The sequence below is a fragment of the Sphingomonas sp. S-NIH.Pt3_0716 genome (assembly GCF_003950715.1).
GTDB classification, from domain to species: Bacteria; Pseudomonadota; Alphaproteobacteria; order Sphingomonadales; family Sphingomonadaceae; genus Sphingobium; species Sphingobium yanoikuyae_A.
In genome coordinates this window covers 29,321-47,225 of sequence record NZ_QLJK01000002.1, presented here as the reverse complement: position 1 = coordinate 47,225, position 17,905 = coordinate 29,321, and the positions used below count along the sequence as shown (strand labels likewise).

The 17,905-nt window shown below is 65.7% G+C and carries 23 protein-coding genes; 5 read left to right on the top strand and 18 right to left on the bottom strand.

Annotated features, from left to right (window positions below; genetic code table 11):
• Position 1: 1 nt before the first annotated feature.
• The 3 genes from BRX37_RS01840 to BRX37_RS01830 are packed head-to-tail and all read right to left on the bottom strand — an operon-like array spanning position 2 to position 2,750.
• On the bottom strand, positions 2–1,360 hold the full coding sequence (locus BRX37_RS01840) for an RluA family pseudouridine synthase (protein ID WP_125985297.1): 1,359 nt from the start codon (positions 1,358–1,360) through the stop codon (positions 2–4).
• On the bottom strand, positions 1,357–1,743 hold the full coding sequence (gene crcB / locus BRX37_RS01835) for a fluoride efflux transporter CrcB (RefSeq protein ID WP_125985296.1): 387 nt from the start codon (positions 1,741–1,743) through the stop codon (positions 1,357–1,359). The genes BRX37_RS01840 and crcB overlap by 4 nt, the downstream gene beginning before the upstream one ends.
• 44 nt (positions 1,744–1,787) lie before the next feature.
• Positions 1,788–2,750, bottom strand: coding sequence for a DMT family transporter (locus BRX37_RS01830; protein WP_125985295.1), 963 nt, complete (start codon positions 2,748–2,750; stop codon positions 1,788–1,790).
• Here BRX37_RS01830 and BRX37_RS01825 point away from each other — a divergent pair.
• Positions 2,749–3,327: an Lrp/AsnC family transcriptional regulator gene (locus tag BRX37_RS01825; RefSeq protein WP_125985294.1), complete on the top strand. Its 579-nt coding sequence runs from the start codon at positions 2,749–2,751 to the stop codon at positions 3,325–3,327. The genes BRX37_RS01830 and BRX37_RS01825 overlap by 2 nt on opposite strands.
• A gap of 18 nt (positions 3,328–3,345) precedes the next feature.
• On the opposite strand, the gene BRX37_RS01820 is transcribed toward BRX37_RS01825, so the two are convergent.
• The 5 genes from BRX37_RS01820 to BRX37_RS01800 form a co-directional block, all read right to left on the bottom strand.
• On the bottom strand, positions 3,346–4,365 hold the full coding sequence (locus BRX37_RS01820) for a fatty acid desaturase family protein (RefSeq protein ID WP_037508371.1): 1,020 nt from the start codon (positions 4,363–4,365) through the stop codon (positions 3,346–3,348).
• A gap of 258 nt (positions 4,366–4,623) precedes the next feature.
• Positions 4,624–5,532 (bottom strand): LysR substrate-binding domain-containing protein, encoded by a 909-nt coding sequence (locus BRX37_RS01815; RefSeq protein ID WP_125985293.1) that lies wholly within the window; start codon positions 5,530–5,532, stop codon positions 4,624–4,626.
• Positions 5,533–5,618: 86 nt separating this feature from the next.
• Positions 5,619–5,870, bottom strand: coding sequence for a hypothetical protein (locus BRX37_RS01810; protein ID WP_318276558.1), 252 nt, complete (start codon positions 5,868–5,870; stop codon positions 5,619–5,621).
• Positions 5,860–6,225: a hypothetical protein gene (locus BRX37_RS01805; RefSeq protein WP_010339630.1), complete on the bottom strand. Its 366-nt coding sequence runs from the start codon at positions 6,223–6,225 to the stop codon at positions 5,860–5,862. Before BRX37_RS01805 ends, BRX37_RS01810 begins: the two co-directional genes overlap by 11 nt.
• Positions 6,226–6,377: 152 nt before the next feature.
• Entirely contained in the window at positions 6,378–7,124 is a 747-nt protein-coding gene (locus BRX37_RS01800) for a hypothetical protein (protein ID WP_206434094.1), read from the bottom strand.
• 162 nt (positions 7,125–7,286) lie between these two features.
• On the opposite strand from BRX37_RS01800, the gene BRX37_RS01795 reads away from it, so the two are divergent.
• The gene (locus BRX37_RS01795; protein ID WP_004208594.1) at positions 7,287–7,508 is read left to right on the top strand and encodes a hypothetical protein; all 222 of its coding nucleotides are present in this window, start codon (positions 7,287–7,289) and stop codon (positions 7,506–7,508) included.
• Positions 7,505–8,407, top strand: a complete 903-nt coding sequence (gene rarD, locus BRX37_RS01790; RefSeq protein ID WP_125985292.1) for an EamA family transporter RarD — start codon at positions 7,505–7,507, stop codon at positions 8,405–8,407. Before BRX37_RS01795 ends, rarD begins: the two co-directional genes overlap by 4 nt.
• Before the next feature lie 5 nt (positions 8,408–8,412).
• Here the strand turns inward: rarD and BRX37_RS01785 are convergent, their stop codons facing one another.
• Positions 8,413–9,744, bottom strand: a complete 1,332-nt coding sequence (locus BRX37_RS01785; RefSeq protein WP_125985291.1) for a dihydroorotase — start codon at positions 9,742–9,744, stop codon at positions 8,413–8,415.
• Positions 9,745–9,813: 69 nt separating this feature from the next.
• Between BRX37_RS01785 and ygfZ the strand changes: the two genes are divergently transcribed.
• Together ygfZ and BRX37_RS01775 are read left to right on the top strand one after the other, a co-directional pair.
• Positions 9,814–10,551 (top strand): CAF17-like 4Fe-4S cluster assembly/insertion protein YgfZ, encoded by a 738-nt coding sequence (gene ygfZ / locus BRX37_RS01780; protein WP_125985290.1) that lies wholly within the window; start codon positions 9,814–9,816, stop codon positions 10,549–10,551.
• A gap of 125 nt (positions 10,552–10,676) precedes the next feature.
• Positions 10,677–11,378, top strand: a complete 702-nt coding sequence (locus tag BRX37_RS01775; RefSeq protein ID WP_125985415.1) for a glutaminyl-peptide cyclotransferase — start codon at positions 10,677–10,679, stop codon at positions 11,376–11,378.
• A gap of 61 nt (positions 11,379–11,439) precedes the next feature.
• Here BRX37_RS01775 and BRX37_RS01770 read toward each other — a convergent pair whose 3' ends face one another.
• From BRX37_RS01770 to BRX37_RS01735, 9 genes are all read right to left on the bottom strand, one after another.
• Complete coding sequence (locus tag BRX37_RS01770) at positions 11,440–11,790, bottom strand: endonuclease domain-containing protein (protein WP_125985289.1); 351 nt, start codon at positions 11,788–11,790, stop codon at positions 11,440–11,442.
• Between the two features lie 92 nt (positions 11,791–11,882).
• The gene (locus BRX37_RS01765) at positions 11,883–12,752 is read right to left on the bottom strand and encodes an RsmD family RNA methyltransferase (protein ID WP_017500086.1); all 870 of its coding nucleotides are present in this window, start codon (positions 12,750–12,752) and stop codon (positions 11,883–11,885) included.
• A gap of 53 nt (positions 12,753–12,805) precedes the next feature.
• Positions 12,806–14,206, bottom strand: a complete 1,401-nt coding sequence (gene thrC / locus BRX37_RS01760; protein ID WP_125985288.1) for a threonine synthase — start codon at positions 14,204–14,206, stop codon at positions 12,806–12,808.
• A 44-nt stretch (positions 14,207–14,250) separates the two neighbouring features.
• On the bottom strand, positions 14,251–14,892 hold the full coding sequence (locus tag BRX37_RS01755) for an SURF1 family protein (protein WP_125985287.1): 642 nt from the start codon (positions 14,890–14,892) through the stop codon (positions 14,251–14,253).
• Positions 14,889–15,272: a DUF983 domain-containing protein gene (locus tag BRX37_RS01750; protein WP_010339618.1), complete on the bottom strand. Its 384-nt coding sequence runs from the start codon at positions 15,270–15,272 to the stop codon at positions 14,889–14,891. Before BRX37_RS01750 ends, BRX37_RS01755 begins: the two co-directional genes overlap by 4 nt.
• A 10-nt stretch (positions 15,273–15,282) precedes the next feature.
• On the bottom strand, positions 15,283–16,113 hold the full coding sequence (locus BRX37_RS01745) for a cytochrome c oxidase subunit 3 (RefSeq protein ID WP_125985286.1): 831 nt from the start codon (positions 16,111–16,113) through the stop codon (positions 15,283–15,285).
• Between the two features lie 44 nt (positions 16,114–16,157).
• Entirely contained in the window at positions 16,158–16,733 is a 576-nt protein-coding gene (locus BRX37_RS01740) for a cytochrome c oxidase assembly protein (RefSeq protein ID WP_004208606.1), read from the bottom strand.
• Positions 16,733–16,870, bottom strand: a complete 138-nt coding sequence (locus BRX37_RS26570; protein WP_010339616.1) for a hypothetical protein — start codon at positions 16,868–16,870, stop codon at positions 16,733–16,735. Before BRX37_RS26570 ends, BRX37_RS01740 begins: the two co-directional genes overlap by 1 nt.
• The gene (locus tag BRX37_RS01735) at positions 16,867–17,787 is read right to left on the bottom strand and encodes a heme o synthase (protein WP_026108937.1); all 921 of its coding nucleotides are present in this window, start codon (positions 17,785–17,787) and stop codon (positions 16,867–16,869) included. The genes BRX37_RS26570 and BRX37_RS01735 overlap by 4 nt, the downstream gene beginning before the upstream one ends.
• Positions 17,788–17,905 lie beyond the last annotated feature (118 nt).

The window sequence follows — 17,905 nt, the reverse complement described above, 5'->3', positions numbered from 1 at the left end:
CTTATTTCTCGCCGCGACCGCGCCGCTCGCCGCGCCTGCCCTTGCGGATCTGCTTGGCATGGGCGCGGGCCGCCTTCTTCTCGTCCTCGCGGGTCGGCGTCCGGTCGATCTCGTCATCCAGCGGCATATCGCCGAGCGACAGGTCGAAGCCGAGTGCGACCAGGCTGTTGAGGAAATGCTCGGGCAGTTCCGCCTTCATGTCGATGCGGCCGCCATCGGGATGGTCGACGCGGATGCGACGGGCATGGAGGTGCATCTTGCGGCTGATCGATCCGGACAGGAAACTGTCCTTGCCGCCATATTTGCCGTCGCCGACCAGCGGGTGGCCGATCGCCGCCATATGGACGCGCAACTGGTGGGTGCGGCCGGTATAGGGCTGCAACTCGACCCAGGCGGCGCGATTGCCGGCGCGCTCGATCACGCGATAGCGGGTGCGGGCGGGCAGGCCCTCTTCCTCGTCCACATGCATCTTCTCGCCACCGGTGCCCGGCTGCTTGGTGATCGGCAGTTCGATCATGCCATCGTCGATGCTGGGAACGCCGATGACGATCGCCCAATAGACCTTGCGCGCGGTGCGGCTGGAAAAGGCCTTGGCGAAATGCGCGGCCGAGCGGCTGGAGCGGGCGAGCAGCAGCGCGCCCGACGTGTCCTTGTCGAGGCGATGGACCAGCTTGGGCCGGGATTCCGCGTCGAAGATCAGCCCGTCGAGCAGCCGGTCGACATGCTCGTCGGTCTTGGTCCCGCCCTGGGTGGCGAGGCCGGGCGGCTTGTTGATGACGATCGCCTGCTTGTCGCGGTGGATCACCATGTCCTGGACATAGGCGATCTCGTCCTCGGTCAGGTCGATGACGCGGACGCGCTTGGGCTTGTCGGCCGCCGCCACCTTGGGCTCGGCCGGCGGCACGCGGATCATCTGGCCTTCGGCGATGCGGTCGCCGGGTGCAGCCCGCGCGCCATCGACGCGCAGCTGGCCCGTGCGCGACCAGCGCGACACGATGTTGAAGCCGACATCGGGCAAATGCCGCTGGAACCAGCGGTCGAGGCGGATGCCATCGTCATCGGCCTGCACCCGATATTGCCGCACGTCCAGGCTGACGCCCTTGGCCGGATTGGGCTTGGCCGCGACCGCCGGGGCCGGTGCCGCTGCCTTGGCGACGGGGGCCTTTGTGCGGGGCTTGGCCCCTGACTTGATACCGGGCTTGAACGGCCGGTCGCCATCCTGCTTGCGCGCGCTTGCCGCCTTGGCGCCGCCACGAGCGCGACCGGGTGCGCCGCTGCGGCTGCCGGGTTTCGCACTGCTACCGCCGGGCTTGCCGCCCCGTGCCGGACCACCGGATTTGCCGGGAGGACGCCCCTTCATGCCGCAACACTCCGCATAACCGTAAGACCCAGCGCCAGCGCGGCCACCGCGCCGACCAGCGAGAAGAGCGTATAGCCAAGCGCCAGGCCGATCTGGCCGCGCTCGATCATCAGCATCGTCTCCAGGCTGAAGGAGGAAAAGGTGGTGAAGCCGCCCAGCACGCCGACGCCGAGCAGCAGCCGCATCGGTTCGCCCGACGCCGTGCTGCCACGCGCCAGCCATCCGGCGAGCAGCCCCATGGCGAAACCGCCGATCAGATTGGCGGCAAAAGTGCCCCAGGGCCAGGCCGCACCGGGCGCCATCTGCCCGGCGAACCGCCCCAGCAGATAGCGCAGCGCCGCGCCAACCGCGCCGCCGCCCATAACAAGGAAGATATTGGTCATGATTGTCGCCCTATCGCGATTCCGCCAAAGGGGAAAGGACGCATTCAGGCGGCGATGCTGGCCTCCGCCGGGACGGGACGGCGATGGGCGGCGATGCAACTCAGCACCGAGAGGATCACCAGCACGAATGCCGTGCCCTCCAAGGGCGTCGGCAGCCGCGCTTCCCACAGGAAGCCATAGAGCAGGGCAAAGCCGGTTTCGAACAGGATCATCTGCCCCACCATGGTCAGCGGCAGCAGCCGGGTCATGCGATTCCACAGCGCATTGCCGACGATCGAGGCGAACAGAGCGACAGCGATCACGACAGCCGCAAAGCGGGTCCAGTCGGCTGCATCATGCGTGCCGCTGCCCAGCCACGGCACCAGCGGCAGGAACAGCAGCGCCTGCGCGCCAGTCGCGAGGCCGATCAGGAAATTCCAGTCCTGCGACGTAATCCCGTCCATCCGCCGCAGCCAATGGGCATTGCCGATCGCAAAGGCGGTCCAGGAAATCAGCGCCCCGACCGCGCAGGCAAAGCCGATGACCCGCGTCGCCACCGCGCCCCCGCCCGGCATGACGATCGCCTGCCAGCCGATGCACAGCGCGCCCGCGACACAGAGCAGCAGCGACGGCGCCAGATGCCGCAGCCGCACCGCGCCCGCCTGCCGGCTGCCGACGATGGTCACCGCCACCGGCAGGAAGCCGACCACCAGCGAGGTCATGGCGATGCCCCCCATCTGCACCGCGCTCACCAGCAGCACATAATAAAAGAGGTTGCCGGCCAGCGCGAGCCAGGCCAGCGCCCACAATATGCGCGGCGTCAGCAGCGGCCGGATCGCCCGCCAGCGCGGCGCAACCAGCAGCACGGACATCAGCCCATAGGCCAGATAACGGCCGATCGCCTGTTCGAGCGGGCTGAAGCCCGGCACGATCTCGGGCGCCAGGAAGACGAGGCCCCAGAGCGCCCCTGCTCCCATACCGCAAAAGATGCCGGCCAGGATCGCGCCGGATGCTCGTGACTGGTTCATGCTCGCATTCCGCCTGTCGAAAATTCAGGTGACGGGAAATATCATCATCAACATGAGAAAGGCGCTCTTGATTGGCCGGTCAAATGCAACAATTACTCATTTCATGAGCCAATCCACCAAGATCGACCATTTCGACCGGGCGATTCTGCGCCTGATCCAGCGCGACACCCGCATGCCGCAGCGCGCGATTGCCGAGGCGGTCAACCTGTCGACCGCCGCCGTGCAGCGCCGCATCGCCGCGATGGAGCGCAGCGGCGTGATTGTGCGCAATGTCGCGATCGTCGATCCCGATCAGGTGGGCCTGGGCGTCACATCGATCGTCGAGGTCAATCTGGTTGATGAAAAGGCGGCGCGCGTCGACAAGGCCAAGCAATTGTTCCGCGACGCGCCCGAAGTGCAGCAATGCTATTATGTCACCGGCGGCCGCAGCTTCATCATGCTGATCGTCGCGCCCGACATGCGCAGTTACGAAGCGATCACCCGCCGCCTGTTCGCGGAAAATGAATCGGTGGCCAGCTATCACAGCTATCTGGCGCTCAACCGGGTGAAGGCAGGGATGGAACTGGTCATTCCCTGATCCGTGCGCCCCTTCGGGTTACGGATTCGCCTCGACCGGAACCTGCTGCCGATCGGGACCACTGACCGCGGGCGGTGGCATCAGTTCGCGGATCACCCCCCAATAGCCCTGCGTGACATGCGCATCGCGCGCATAGCGCGGATCGGACGCCATCAGATGCCGGTGCAACCGGCGCAGATTATGCCAGGGCACCGACGGGAACAGATGATGTTCCAGATGATAGCTGACATTGAGCGGCCCGATCAGTATCCGGTCGATCAGGGTCGGGATGACGGTGCGCGTGCCGCGTATTTCCGTCTCGTCCGTGACGCCATTATGCTCCGCCATCGCCCGCAACCGGTTGAACACATTGGCCCAGATGAACTGGGGAATCATGAACAGCCCCAATATCTGCCAGCGCCAGGGCGACCACAGGATCGCGCCATAGACCAGCACCGCCCAGACGATGTAGCGGACGCGCAGCGCCAGCCGGAAATCGAAGCCGAAGCGCATCGGATTGTGAAAATTGGACAAGGGCGACCAGATTCGCGCCGCCCGCGCCGCCCGATAATAGTTGAGGCCAGACAGGCTACGCAGCAGCAGCACGACCATGGCGCGTCCGCTTTTCGGGAAATGCTGGTCGGCATCCTTGCGCTGCACCCGATAATCATAGTCGCGCATCGTGTTGGTATGGCGATGATGCACCATATGGGCGACACGGTAGAGATCGATGCTCAGCGCCAGCGGATAGGCGACGAACAGGTCGCCGATCAGGTCGTTGACGCGCCGGTTGCTGAACAGCATCCCGTGACAGGCCTCATGCATCATCACCGCCAGAACCTGGATACGCGTGCCGATGACGATGCCGGCGATCAGATAGGCCGGCCATCGATCCATCCTGATCGCGATCGTGCAGGCGGCGATCATCACCGCCCATTGCAGCGCCAGCAGCAGCGCGTTGCGCCAGTTGGGAACGACCGACAATTGCCGGATCAGCGGCAGGGTGGCACGCCGCGAGTAACGATAGCCGGGGCCACGTTCCTGGGCGATATCCTCCATGGACACATGTCTCCCAACACCATGCCTGCGTGGGACGGAATGCTATGGTCGGCGCAGAACAGCGTCAAGCACGCCCCTCTTTCCCATCAGCATTAACGGCTTGTTAGGCGCATGGTCGCACAAGGATCGCTTCCAATCGGTGGGGATCGATGATGGTTGATATTGTTTTCGAATTTTCGGCGCACATGCTGGCGCTCGGGCTGATCGTCGGCGGGCTGTACAGCCTGACCAAGGAAGCCGGCTTGCGCTAAAGGCCGTTCAGGCCAGCGGGCCGCCCGTCAGCGACGGAAAGCTTTCCGCGACATAGTCGATGAACGCGCGCAGGGTCGGCGACATGCCGGTGCGCGCGGTGAAGAGGACATGGACGATGCCCTCGCTGGTCCGCCAGTCGGGCAGGACATGCACCAGCCGCCCCTGTTGCAGCTCGACCGAACAGGCTGCTGACGACAGCAGCGCCACGCCCAGTCCGGCCACCGCCGCATCGCGCACCGTCGCTGAATCATTGCTGCAGAAGCGGGGATGATGGGCGACGACATGCTGTCGCCCCTGCCCGTTCATCAACAGCCATTCATCATGTTCGACATGCTCGCCCACGCTCAGCGTCGGCAGGCCGGCAAGGCTGGCGATGGTCGTTGCCGCGACCTGCGCCGCCACCGCCGGCGCGGCCACCAGGATGCGGTCCAGCCGCCCCAGCTGATGCATCGTCAACGCCTGATCATGCACGGTGTCGATATCCACGCGAAAGGCGGCATCGAACCGCTCCTGGATCAGGTCGATCCGCTGGCTGCTGATATGCATTTCCAGATGCACGTCGGGATAGAGCAGCAGGAACCGGGCGAAGACATCGGTGCGCAGATAGCGGGCCAGCCCCGGCGGGCAGGCGATGCGCAGATTGCCGCTGATCTGTGACCGCGCGCGCGCGGCAATCGCCTGGGTGGCGTCGATCCCCTCGGCGATCGTCTCGCACTGGCGATAAATTTCGCGGCCGACATCGGTCACGCGCAGATTGCGGGTCGATCGCTCGATCAGGCGGACGCCCAGCACCTGTTCCAGCCGCGCAACCCGGCGACTGAGCTTCGCCTTGCGTTCGCCGGTGGCACGCTCCGCCGCGCTGAAGCCGCCATGGCGCACGACTTGGGCAAAGCTGCGCAAATCATCCAGATCCATGGCGCCGTCCCGTCCGCTCTCCTGCCGCGTCGGACCGGTGCTACACGCTCCGCCCGGCTGGCGCCAGCCGGGCGCGGCATCCGCGATCACCGCGCCTGGCCGCTGACCATCATCGGCAGGAACAGCAGCGACGCCGCCACCGTCGCCACGAAGGACACCAGCAGATCATCGACCATGCCGTTGATGCCGCTGAACAAGGCGATTTCCACGAACAGGATCAGGAAGAACAGCGCCATCCGCGTGAGGACACGCGGATGCGCCAGATGGAATGCGCGCAGCATCTCCAGCGCCTGCATCGGCTGCTGGCGCAACGCGCCGCCTGAAGGATCAGGCCGCACGGACCACCGCCCGCCGGGCATCCCCGGTCATGTAGAGCACGCGCAGCAGGTCGAGCTGCTCGCGCGAGAAACCCGCCGCATCGAACGCCTCCAGCTCCTCGCCGGTCAGCGACCGGCCAGTGCGCAGGATGATCGCGCTCTGGCGCAGCGTTTCCAGCCGCGGATTGGCCAGGGTGTAGGTCGGCTCCGGGCCGCGCAGGAAGCTGCGCAACCGGCCGAGCGGCGCGCGGACCGAAGGCACGGAACTGGCCGGATCGCTATCGGCCAGCCAGAGCACTTGGCGCTCCTGCGCGTCAAAGGGTTCGCCGACATTGTCATTGGCCGTATCGGCCCGGTTGAAGACGGAGTGTTGCATCGCTTTGATCCCACCTGTTGTTGCAGGGGATGTAGCGATGCACGGGTCGGGCTTGTAGCCGGCAAAAGGACGACAGATCGTTTCCGTTTTGGAAACAAAGCGCTCCAGTTCAGCAAAGGGGGGCGATGTCCCCTTGCCCTTATGGCCCCCTTTTATCGACCGTGGTCGGCGATGATGTCGACGCCCGTCTTGCCGCCCGGCGCATTGGTGAAGACGATGAAATAGGCGCTGCCATCGGCCTTGCGCGTGCCGCCCAGCACATTGTCGCCCTCGACGATGCGATGTTCCGCATCGAAGCCGGCGCGGCGGGCCTGGGTATAATAATAATCGATCACGCCCTGCTTGGGCACCGCCGTCACGAAGCTCGCCGCGCGCAGGGTGCAGCCATCCTTCTCCGCACCCGCCGCCTCGGTCAGTTGCGCGCCGGGATAGAGGGTGAAGGGATCGGGCATGCGGCTGGCCCATTGCATGCCATAGACCAGCTTCTTGGCACAGCCGGCATTGCCGCCACCGCCCAGTTGCGCCTGTTCGCGGGCCAGCCCGCCCAGCGTCATCGGACTGTTCTTGATCGGCCCGCTGACCGGTGCGGGCGCGGAGAGCAGCTTGCCGCCGACCAGCTTGGCCGCTTCCGCCTGCGCCTTGCCGGCGTCGCCGCCCAGCACCGGCAGGGCGCCATTGGCGGCACGATCGGCGCTGCGCACGGCATTGCGGTTCGACTGGCCGACCAGATTAGGATCGACGACGATATCATCGGCCAGCGCGCCCCTGACCGCCGGGTCCGCGGCATTGTTGGTCAACTGGTCGTCCAGCGCGGCAAGATTGCCGTCCTTGCCGCCCTTGCCACAGGCCGCGAGCGCCAGCAGCAACGTCATCACACCAACTTGTCGGGAAATCGCCATCCGCCTCGCTCCTTCATAACCCGGCACATAGAACGGATAGCGGGACTTTCCGTTCGCATTCAGGGTGCATAGACGCCCCTACCCCATCGCAGGGCCAGTTTCTGCCGGGTGGCATGGTCGCTTGTCTTGTTCCGGGACAGCAAAGCCGCCATCAGTCGGACTATGCTCAACCTTCTGTCAGCCCTGATCGGTCTTGTCACCCTTGTCCTGATGATCCCGGCGGTGTTTCCGCTGCTCGGCGCGCTCAACTGGCTGCTGGTGCCGATGGCGCTGTTCGGCGCCTTCATCGGCCTGATGTCGTCGAAAAAGGGCGGGCAGAATTTCTGCCTGATCGTCGCCGCCTTCGGCGCGCTGCGCCTGTTCCTGGGCGGCGGAATCCTGTGACCATAGCGGAAAGCGAAGCCCGCAAGGGCGTCATCGCCGCGATCGGCACTTACAGCATCTGGGGGATGCTGCCGCTCTTCTTCCGCCTGCTGCATCATGTCGACCCGATCGAGATCGTGACCCAGCGGGTGATCTGGTCGGTCATCCTGATCCTGGTGCTGCTGGCCGCGCGCAAGGGGCTGGCGGCCTTCGTCGCGGCATTGCGCACGCCCCGGCTGGTCCTGCCGCTGATGGCATCGGCGGTGATGATCGCGATCAACTGGCTGGTCTATGTCTGGGCGGTCAATGACGGCCATGTCGTCGCCTGCAGCCTGGGCTATTTCCTCAACCCGCTGGTCAGCGTGGGCCTGGGCGTCGTCATACTCAAGGAAAGGCTGCGGCGCGGACAGATGCTGGCGATCGCGATCGCCGCGATCGGCGTCGCCATCCTCGCCGCGGCCGCGCTCACCACCCTGTGGATCAGCCTGGCGCTGGCGATCAGCTTCGCCCTTTATGGCCTGATCCGCAAGCTCACCCCGATTGCGCCGATGACCGGCCTGGGCGTCGAGACGCTGCTGCTGGTCGCGCCGGCGATCGGCTATCTTGTCTGGCTGTCGGGCCATGGCGGCATCAGCTTTGGCCAGGACATGCCGACCACCGGCCTGCTGATCCTGGCCGGCGGCGTCACCACCGTGCCGCTGGTGCTGTTCGCCACCGCCGCCCAGCGCCTGCCGCTGGCGACGCTGGGACTGCTGCAATATCTGGCGCCGACGCTGCAATTTCTGTGCGGCGTGGTGCTGCTGGGCGAGACGCTGAGCCAGGGTCAGATGCTGAGCTTCGGCCTGATCTGGCTGGGCCTCATCCTCTTCGCCAGCGACAGCTATGCCGCCGCCCGCCGCAACCGGCTGGCGACGGCGTAATCTGATCAGTTGAATTCGGTGGCCTCGAACCGGACCGGCTCGCCGACCGCCTGATTGGCGAGGCTGTCTTCCCACATCACGCGGTTGCCGCGGATGATGGTGCCGATCGCCTTGCCGGTCAGGTCCATGCCGTCGAACGGCGACCAGTCGCAGCGCGAGGCGAGCCAGTCCTTGCCGACGGTCCATTTCTTCTTGAGGTCGACCACGGTGAAGTCGGCATCATAGCCGAGCGCGATGCGGCCCTTGCAGGTCAGGCCGAACACGCGCTGCGGCCCCGAAGACGTCAGTTCGATGAAGCGGCGCAGCGTCAGCCGCCCTTCGGCGACATGGTTGAGCAGCAGCGGCACCAAGGTCTGCACGCCCGGCATGCCGCTGGGCGAGGCGGGATAGACCTTCGCCTTTTCCTCGATCGTGTGCGGCGCATGGTCGCTGCCCAGCACATCGGGCACCCCCTGGTTGAGCCAGAACCACAGGCCGTCGCGATGCGCGGCGCTGCGGATCGGCGGGTTCATCTGGGCATAGGTGCCCAGCCGCGGATAGGCGTCCTCGCCGGCCAGGGTCAGATGCTGCGGCGTGACTTCGCAGGTCGCGACATCCTTGTTCTGGCCGATATATTCCAGCTCCGCCGGGGTGGTGACGTGCAGGATGTGGATGCGGCGACGCGCCTTGCGGGCGAGCGCGATGATCCGCTTCGTCGCGATCATCGCGCTTTCATCGTCGCGCCAGACGGGGTGGGAGGATGGGTCGCCCTCGACCCGATAATCCTTGCGCGCGTTCATGCGCGTCTCGTCCTCGGCATGGATGGCGACGCGGCGGGTGCCCGACGCCAGCACGCGGGCCAGCGCATTGTCATCGTCCACCAGCAGGCTGCCGGTCGACGCGCCCATGAAGATCTTGACGCCCGAGGTGCCGGGAATGCGCTCCAGTTCCTTCAGCTGCTCGGCATTTTCCGCCGTCGCGCCGACATAGAAGGCATGGTCGCACCACATGCGGTGATGGGCGCGCTTCAGCTTGTCATGCACCCGCTCGGCGGTGTCGGTATTGGGATTGGTGTTGGGCATTTCGAACACGGCGGTGACGCCGCCCAGCACCGCAGCGCGGCTGCCCGATTCCAGATCCTCCTTATATTCCAGCCCCGGCTCGCGGAAATGCACCTGGCTGTCGATGCAGCCCGGCAGCACGTCGAGGCCGGTGCAGTCGACCACTTCGCCCGCATCGCCCAGGCTGGTGCCGATGGCGACGATCTTGCCGCCGCGCACGCCCACATCCACCTGCTCCGCGCCGCCCGGCGTATGGACAGTGCCGTTCTTGAGGATCATGTCGAAGGTCTGGGTCATGGCGATATTCCTGTCTGCTGTTCGCGCGAACCGCTTGGCGAAGTCGTGGCGCCGTCCTACCTAAAGCCGATGACCGATACCACCCTTACCGACCGCGCGGTGCTGCGCATTTCCGGCGAAGAGGCGCGTCCCTTCCTGCAAGGGCTGCTGACCCGCGACGTGCTGACGCTGAAAGACGGCGAAGCGCGCTGGACCGCGCTGCTGACGCCGCAGGGCAAGGCGCTGTTCGACTTCATCCTATGGGGCGACGACGGCGATATATTGATCGACTGCGAGGCGGCGCAGGCCGACGCGCTGGCCAAGCGGCTGACCATATACCGGCTGCGGCGCAAGGTGGTGATCGCGCGCGACGAAACGCTGGCGGTGCATTGGGCGATCGACGCGGCCGATAAGCCCCGCGACCCGCGCCTGCCAGAATTGGGCGCGCGCTGGCTGGCGCCGGCGAGCGATGGCGACGCCTCCGCCGCGTTCCGCGCCCATCGGCTGTCGCTTGGGGTGTTCGAAGGCGCGGCGGAACTGGGGCAGGACCAGACGCTGTGGCTGGAAACCAATGCCGAGGAACTGCACGGCGTCGATTATGACAAGGGCTGCTATGTCGGTCAGGAAAACACGGCCCGCATGCATTATCGCAACAAGGTGAACCGGCGGCTGGTCGCGGTGCCGCTGGAGCAGGCCGACGAGAAGCGCCAGCGCGCCGTCCTGCCCGACCTTGGCCTCTCGATCGAACTGCAACGGGTGGAGGCGATCGCCCCCGCCACCCTGCCCGCCTGGCTCGCCACCGCGATCGCCGCACAGGCCGCCGAATGAGGCCTTGTTCCTGGCGCCAACAGCCGTTCGGTTCGAGCCTGTCGAGAACCGCTGCACGCAGGCTTCTCGACTTCGCTCGAAGCGAACGGATATTATTGGCGGTGCTGTGCGCCCTCACCCTGACCATGCCGGCGCGGGCGGAAACGCCCTGGACCTTGGTCAAGGCCTATCCGCATGATCCGGCAGCCTTCACCGAGGGTCTCTTCTACCTCGACGGCGCGCTTTATGAGAGCACTGGCCTTGAAGGCCAGTCGGAGATTCGCAAGGTCGCGCTCAAGACCGGCAAGGTCGAGCAGCGCCGTGTCGTCGAGCAGCCCTATTTCGGCGAAGGCATCGTCAACTGGGGCGGCAAGCTGGTCAGCCTGACCTGGCGCCACCGCCAGGGCTTTGTCTGGAAACTGGACGATTTCTCGCCGCTCTCCACCTTCCGCTATGAAGGCGAAGGCTGGGGCCTGACCCAGGATGGCCGATCGATCATCATGAGCGACGGCAGCGCGCAACTGCGTTTCCTCGATCCCGAGACGCTGAGCGAACAGCGCCGCATCACCGTCACCTGGAACGGCCGCGCGGTCGATCGGCTGAACGAGCTGGAATGGGTGAAGGGCGAGATCTGGGCCAATGTCTGGTATGACACGAAGATCGCCCGGATCGACCCGCGCAGCGGCGGCGTGATCGACTGGATCGACGTCGCCCCGCTGCGCAAGCAGGCCGGCGTCACCGACAGCGAAGCCGTCGCCAACGGCATCGCCTATGACGCCAAGAGCGACCGCGTCTTCATCACCGGCAAGAACTGGCCCAAGCTGTTCGAGATCAGGGTCGGGAAATAGGGCGACGCGCGTAATAGCCCTCTCCCGCAGGCGGGAGAGGGTTGGGTGAGGGTCTTCTTGCTTACGTCTCTCGAACGGCAAGCAGCTCCAGCCTGATCCGCTCCACCACGCCGTCGAAATTCTCGACCACATCATGATTCCAGAACCGGTGGATCACATAGCCCGCCGATTGCAGTTGCGCCGTGCGCGACGCATCCGTCCGTTCATCATGCTGCCCGCCATCGATCTCGACGATGAAGCGATATTCGGCACAGAGGAAATCGACCACGAATGGCCCGATCGTCGCCTGTCGCCGGAACTTGAAGCCTTCAAGCTGGCGATTGCGCAGGACGCCCCATAGCCGTTGCTCACATTCGGTTGCGTTGCGCCGCAGACGTGAAGCGTTGGGACTGGTCGGGCCGATGCTGGGCATTGGCAGAGTCTATCATGAGGGTCGTCTTAGAAAAGCCCTCACCCAACCCTCTCCCGCAGGCGGGAGAGGGCTTATAGCCGTCGCCCTTATGTTTACCGCTTCCAGCGCGCCCAGATGGCGGTGGGGAGCAGCAGGCCGCGGGCTTCCTCGCGCACGGTCAGTTCGCCCGCCTCGACCTCGCCGGGCAGGTCGGCAAAGGCCTGGCGCAGCAATTCGCCGATCGCCAGCGCCGACATGCGCACCGCATAGACGGTGAGGAAGAGGAAGCGACTGTCGGCGTCGAGCAACTGGCGGCAATTGGCGATGAGGCCCGGCAGATCCTCCTCCAGCCGCCACACTTCGCCGTCGGGGCCGCGGCCATATTTGGGCGGGTCGAGCAATATGCCGTCATAGCGGCGGCCGCGCCGCACTTCGCGCGCGACGAACTTGGCCGCATCCTCGACGATCCAGCGGATCGGCCTGTCGCCCATGCCCGACAGGTCGGCGTTCGCCCGCGCCTGCGCCACCGATTTCTTCGACGCATCGACATGGACCATGCGCGCGCCGGCCGCCGACATGCCCAGCGTGCCGACACCGGTATAGCCGAACAGGTTCATGACCTCAGCCTCGGGCTTGTCGGCGGTGCTGGCGCGCATGAAGTCCCACACCGGCGCCATGTCGGGGAAGAAACCGAGATGGCGGAAGGGGGTGCAGCTCGACTGGAAGGTCACTTCCTTCCAGTGCAGCGGCCAGCCTTCGGCCGGGACCGGCTTGTCATAATACCAGCGGCCGCCGCCATCCTCGTCCGAGCCGGGGATGAATTCGCCGTCGGCGCGCCAGTCTTCGGTCGCCGGCGCCCACATCGCCTGCGGTTCGGGGCGGATGAAGCGGAAACGGCCATAGCGTTCGAGCTTGCGGCCGTTGCCCGAGTCGATCAGGCCATAGTCGGACCAGGGTTCGCCGATGAGAGTCTTGAGTTCCATTCCGGCCTCATCGTCTCTTGCGCCGCTCCTGTCGAGAGGGGATCAACCCGCGATCAGCCGCGCGGCGTCGCCCGCTCCGCGACATAGGCGGTCACCGCCTCGAACGTGCCGGGCAGCTTGGCATAGCTTTCCTCGCGCGCGAACAGGTCGCCGACCCGTGCAGGCAGCGGTGGCCGCGTGCCGGTCGCCCGCTCCACCGCATCGCGGAACTTGGCGGCATGGGCGGTCGCCAGCGTCACCACCGGGATCGACGGGTCGATGTCCGCCTCGCGCGCGGCGGCGAGGCCAATGGCGCTGTGCGGATCGATCACCTGCCCGGCAGCGTCGAACGCCCAGCGCATCGCCATGGTCATGCCGTCGGCATCGATCCGGGCGGAGGTGAACAGGTTCGCCGCACCTTCGCGCTGGGCATTGGTAAGGCGCATCGCCTTGCTTGCCTCGAAACCCTGCATCTGCTGGGCAAGCGCGATGCCGTCACGGCCGCCGGCATCGAACAGCAGCCGCTCGAAATTGGAGCTGACCTGAATGTCCATGCTGGGCGTCGCGGTCGGCACGACCTGGCCCTGGCTATAGTCGCCCTCCGACAGGGCGCGATGCAATATGTCGTTGACGTTGGTGGCGACCACCAGCCTGGCGACCGGCAAGCCCATTTTCGACGCGACATAGCCGGCGAAGACATCGCCGAAATTGCCGGTCGGCACGGAAAAGGCGATCGGGCGATCGGGCGCGCCCAACCGCACGGCGGCGTAGAAATAATAGACGACCTGCGCCATCAGCCGCGCCCAGTTGATGCTGTTCACTGCCGACAGGTTGAAGCGCGCCTTGAAGTCCGCATCGTTGAACATGCGCTTCACCAGCGCCTGCGCATCGTCGAAGCTGCCGTCGATCGCGATATTATAGACGTTGGGGGCGAGCACCGTGGTCATCTGGCGGCGCTGCACGTCGGACACCCGGCCCTCGGGATGCAGCATGAAGATGTCGACCTTCTCGCGGCCGGCGACCGCGTCGATCGCGGCCGAACCGGTGTCGCCCGATGTGGCGCCGACGATGGTCGAATGGTCGTCGCGGCGCGACAGGAACCGCTCGAACAGCTGGCCGAGCAGCTGGAGCGCGACATCCTTGAACGCCAGGGTCGGACCATGGAACAGCTCCAGCATCCAGTGGCGATTGTCGAGCTGCACCAGCGGCGTCACCGCGTCATGGCTGAACCGGCCATAGGCGGCGGTGCAAAGCTCGCACAGTTCCTCTTCGCTCAGCGATCCGGCGACGAACGGCGCCATGACCCGCACGGCGGTTTCGACATAGGAAAGGCCAGCGAGGGCGCGAATGTCGGCAGCGGAAAATTGCGGCCAGCTTTCGGGCACATAAAGCCCGCCGTCGGACGCCAGGCCCGCCAGCGTGACATCTTCAAAACCGAGCGCCGGTGCGCTTCCCCTGGTGCTGACATATTGCATAATGGGAAAGCGCGGTAGCGACGCACGCGCGCCGGGGCAAGCCTTTACGACGGCCTTGGCGGCTCCGCATTGCGTCGGCGCAGGACAAGCAGATAGATTATTGCCGCCAGCGCGGCAAAAATGAACCATTGCACCGCATAGGCGAGATGATTGTTGGGCACGTCGGCGGTGCTGGGCGGTGCCATGGGTTTCAGGCCCGGCGGTGCGGCGCGCGCGACCAGCATCGGCCGCAGCGGCATGGTCCTGCCCCCTGCCCGCGCGATCAGCGAGCGATGATCGGGCTCCTGCGAAATCCAGCCTTCGACCTGCCCGCCGGTCCAGGCCGGTTTGTCATCCGGCTTCTGGCCGACGCCGACCGCGACCAGCGCGCCCGGCCCTTCGGCGCCGGTCGTGCATTGGGCGATATGGCGATAGCCGGTCGATCCATCGGCGGCGCGCCCGGCCTCGACCTGCCAGCCGACGACGCGCAGGCAATGGACCGAGGATGGGCGGAACAGAAGTTCATCGGGCACCGGCGGCATTTTGGGGAAGGCGACGGCCGGGCGCGACACATTGCTGGCGGCCAGCGCCAGCATGGTTTCCTTCTCGCCCCGGCGCTGCAACTGCCAGATGCCGAGCGCAATCATGGCGGCGATCGCGACACAGACCAGCACGGTCGGAACAATCGGGATGCGCCGTCCGCTCATGCGTCCTTCTTCTCCACCACCCGTCCCTCGCGGGCATTTTTGCGATATTCGACCGTCAGCAGCGCGCCCTTGGCGACGCGCAGGCTGCCGACCACGGCGCCGGCGGTCAGCGGCGCCCAGAGCAGCAGGTGCAACCATAGCGGCGGATGGACGGTCAGTTCCAGCGTCAGCGCCAGCGCGACCATGACCGCGCCGATGATCAGCGTCAGGAAAGCCGCCGGCCCGTCGCCGACATTATATTGGCCATAATCCAGCCCACACTGGCGGCAGCGCGACGCAAAACGCACCGGCCCTTCGAACAGGGTCGGTGCGCTGCAACGGGGGCAAAGGCCGCGGGCGGAGGCCGCAAGCAGGTCCATGCCTGTCGCCTTCGCCGTCATCCCTGAACCATCAGCCGCCGTGGATCGGCGCGCCCCAGCCGCCCCAGACATAGATGGCGGCGAACAGGAACAGCCACACCACGTCGACGAAATGCCAGTACCAGGCGGCCGCTTCAAAGCCGAAATGCTGGCGCGGGGTGAAGTCGCCCCTATAGGCGCGGATCAGGTTCACCACCAGGAAGATGGTGCCGACCAGCACGTGGAAGCCATGGAAGCCGGTCGCCATGTAGAAGGCCGAGCTATAGGGCGAACCGCCGAACGGGAACGGCGCGTGCATATATTCATAGGCCTGGATGCAGCTGAACAGCGCGCCCAGGATCACCGTACACCACAGCCCCTTCTTCAGCCCTTCGCGATCGCCGTGGATCAGCGCATGATGCGCCCAGGTGACGGTGGTGCCCGAGCAGAGCAGGATCAGCGTGTTGAGCAAGGGCAGCTCGAACGCGTTCATCACCTCGATGCCCTTGGAGGGGAACATGCCCTCGATCGGCGCCAGTTCGCTGGGGAAGAGGGAGAAGTCGAAAAAGGCCCAGAACCAGCCGACGAAGAACATGACTTCCGACGCGATGAACAGGATCATGCCATAGCGCAGATGCAGCTGGACCACCGGCGTATGATCGCCGGCATGCGCCTCGGCGATCACATTGCTCCACCAGCTGAACATGGTGAAGAGGACACCGGCCACACCGATCAGGAAGATCCAGCCACCGCCGGCGGGCATCGCGTCGGGATGCATCCACATGATCGCGCCCATCGCCATCACCAGCGCCGACATCGAGCCGAACAGCGGCCAGATGCTGGGCGGAAGGATATGATAATCGTGGTTCTTGGCGCCTGCCATGACGGTTTCTACCTCTTCCCTGTTTTTCGGTTATTCTCGTCAGCTTAGCTTGGCTGCTTCCCCTGCTCAACAGGATAGAAGGTGTAGCTGAGCGTTATCTGCTGCGTGTCCTTGTTGTCGGGATCCTGCAATATCTTGGGATCGACATAATAGATCACCGGCATGCGCACTTCTTCACCGGGCTGCAGCGTCTGCTGGGTGAAGCAGAAGCACTGGATCTTGGTGAAATAGGCGCCGGCCTGGGTCGGCGTGACGTTGAAACTGGCGGTGCCGGTCACCGGCTTGTCGGACAGGTTCTTCGCAATGAAAATCGCCATGTCGCGGGCGCCGACGGTCACCGTGTCGGTGCGATGTTCGGGGCGAAATTCCCAAGGCATGCCGGGCTGGACATTGGAATCGAAGCGGATCGACATGGTCCGCCCGGCCACCGGGGTCAGCTTCACATCGGCCGCCGCGCGCTGGGTCGTGCCGCCAAAGCCGGTCGTCTGGCAGAAGATGCGATAGAGCGGGACCGAGGCGAAGCCGAGGGCAAGCATCGCCAGGCCGATGCCCGCCATCGCCACCAGCGTCCGCCGGTTGCGGCGGTCGCGGTCAAAGGGCGAGGGCGGGAGCGAGGCCATCAGATATTATGGCTCGCGCCGATCTTCGCCAAAGTGATGGCGAAGAAGAGGATGGCGAGGAAGCCGAGCAGCAGCCCGGTCACCAGCGCACGGGACTTTTGCCGTGCGCGCACCTGATCCTGATCTTCCGGACTCATGCCAGCAGCCAGCGGTCGACGACCACTGCCCCGAACAGCAGGAAGAGATAGAGGATCGAATATTTGAACAGCCGCTTTTCCGGCGCCATGCGCGCGGGGTCGGTTTCGCGGCGCAGATAGACCTGGAAGGCCATGGCCGCGAAGATCGCGGTGCCGACCAGTGCCGCCGTGCCATAGATCGCGCCGGTCAGGTGCAGCGCGACCGGGGCCAGCGCGGCAACCGCCATGATGAAGGTGTAGAAGAGGATCTGGCGCCGGGTGACGACCTCGCCCGAAACGACCGGCAGCATCGGAATGCCGGCGGCGGCATAATCGGTCTTCACGAACAGCGCGAGCGCCCAGAAATGGGGCGGCGTCCAGAAGAAGATCAGCATGAACAGCGCGATCGGCAGCGCGGTGATGTCGCCCGTCACCGCCGCCCAGCCGATCACCGGCGGAAAGGCGCCGGCCGCGCCGCCGATGACGATATTCTGCGCCGTCCGGGGCTTCAGCCAGATGGTGTAGATGAAGACATAGAAGAGGATCGAGACGGTCAGCACGGCGGCGGCGAGCCAGTTGGTCGCCATCCCCATCAGGATCACCGAGAAGAAGGACAGGCCGACGCCGAAATGCAGCGCCGTCTGCCGTTCCATCCGCCCGGCGGGCAGCGGCCGGCTGGCGGTGCGCTTCATCTTGGCGTCGATATCGGCTTCCCACCACTGGTTGAGCGCGGCGGCAGCGCCGGCGCCCAGCGCGATGCACAATATCGCGGTAAAGCCCAGCACCGGATGGATATGACCGGGCGCGGCGAGCAGCCCGCACAGGCCCGTGAACACCACAAGCGTCATCACGCGCGGCTTGGTCAGCGCGACGAAATCGCGCCAATGAGCGGGCAGGACGGGGGCATTAGCCCCGGACGAAAGCGGCGAACTGGCCATAAACTCCTCTTCGATCAGCCGGCGCCCCATACAGGCCCTGACCGATTCCGGCAAATGGACAGACGGTCCTACCCATCTGCCCCGCCGCAGGGGGACGGAGTGCCCGGTCCAGGCCGGG

Coding starts and splice junctions, on each gene's coding strand:
- BRX37_RS01830 (WP_125985295.1), bottom strand. CDS start 2,750: ATGAACCAGTCACGAGCATCCGGCGCGATCCTGGCCGGCATCTTTTGC.
- BRX37_RS01755 (WP_125985287.1), bottom strand. CDS start 14,892: ATGAGCGGACGGCGCATCCCGATTGTTCCGACCGTGCTGGTCTGTGTC.
- BRX37_RS01770 (WP_125985289.1), bottom strand. CDS start 11,790: ATGCCCAGCATCGGCCCGACCAGTCCCAACGCTTCACGTCTGCGGCGC.
- crcB (WP_125985296.1), bottom strand. CDS start 1,743: ATGACCAATATCTTCCTTGTTATGGGCGGCGGCGCGGTTGGCGCGGCG.
- BRX37_RS01815 (WP_125985293.1), bottom strand. CDS start 5,532: ATGGATCTGGATGATTTGCGCAGCTTTGCCCAAGTCGTGCGCCATGGC.
- BRX37_RS01775 (WP_125985415.1), top strand. CDS start 10,677: ATGCCGGCGCGGGCGGAAACGCCCTGGACCTTGGTCAAGGCCTATCCG.
- BRX37_RS01745 (WP_125985286.1), bottom strand. CDS start 16,113: ATGGCAGGCGCCAAGAACCACGATTATCATATCCTTCCGCCCAGCATC.
- BRX37_RS01735 (WP_026108937.1), bottom strand. CDS start 17,787: ATGGCCAGTTCGCCGCTTTCGTCCGGGGCTAATGCCCCCGTCCTGCCC.
- BRX37_RS01795 (WP_004208594.1), top strand. CDS start 7,287: ATGCTCAACCTTCTGTCAGCCCTGATCGGTCTTGTCACCCTTGTCCTG.
- BRX37_RS01740 (WP_004208606.1), bottom strand. CDS start 16,733: ATGGCCTCGCTCCCGCCCTCGCCCTTTGACCGCGACCGCCGCAACCGG.
- BRX37_RS01750 (WP_010339618.1), bottom strand. CDS start 15,272: ATGACGGCGAAGGCGACAGGCATGGACCTGCTTGCGGCCTCCGCCCGC.
- BRX37_RS01820 (WP_037508371.1), bottom strand. CDS start 4,365: ATGGAGGATATCGCCCAGGAACGTGGCCCCGGCTATCGTTACTCGCGG.
- BRX37_RS01805 (WP_010339630.1), bottom strand. CDS start 6,225: ATGCAACACTCCGTCTTCAACCGGGCCGATACGGCCAATGACAATGTC.
- ygfZ (WP_125985290.1), top strand. CDS start 9,814: ATGACCGATACCACCCTTACCGACCGCGCGGTGCTGCGCATTTCCGGC.
- BRX37_RS01840 (WP_125985297.1), bottom strand. CDS start 1,360: ATGAAGGGGCGTCCTCCCGGCAAATCCGGTGGTCCGGCACGGGGCGGC.
- BRX37_RS26570 (WP_010339616.1), bottom strand. CDS start 16,870: ATGAGTCCGGAAGATCAGGATCAGGTGCGCGCACGGCAAAAGTCCCGT.
- BRX37_RS01785 (WP_125985291.1), bottom strand. CDS start 9,744: ATGACCCAGACCTTCGACATGATCCTCAAGAACGGCACTGTCCATACG.
- BRX37_RS01765 (WP_017500086.1), bottom strand. CDS start 12,752: ATGGAACTCAAGACTCTCATCGGCGAACCCTGGTCCGACTATGGCCTG.
- BRX37_RS01800 (WP_206434094.1), bottom strand. CDS start 7,124: ATGGCGATTTCCCGACAAGTTGGTGTGATGACGTTGCTGCTGGCGCTC.
- BRX37_RS01825 (WP_125985294.1), top strand. CDS start 2,749: ATGCTCGCATTCCGCCTGTCGAAAATTCAGGTGACGGGAAATATCATC.
- thrC (WP_125985288.1), bottom strand. CDS start 14,206: ATGCAATATGTCAGCACCAGGGGAAGCGCACCGGCGCTCGGTTTTGAA.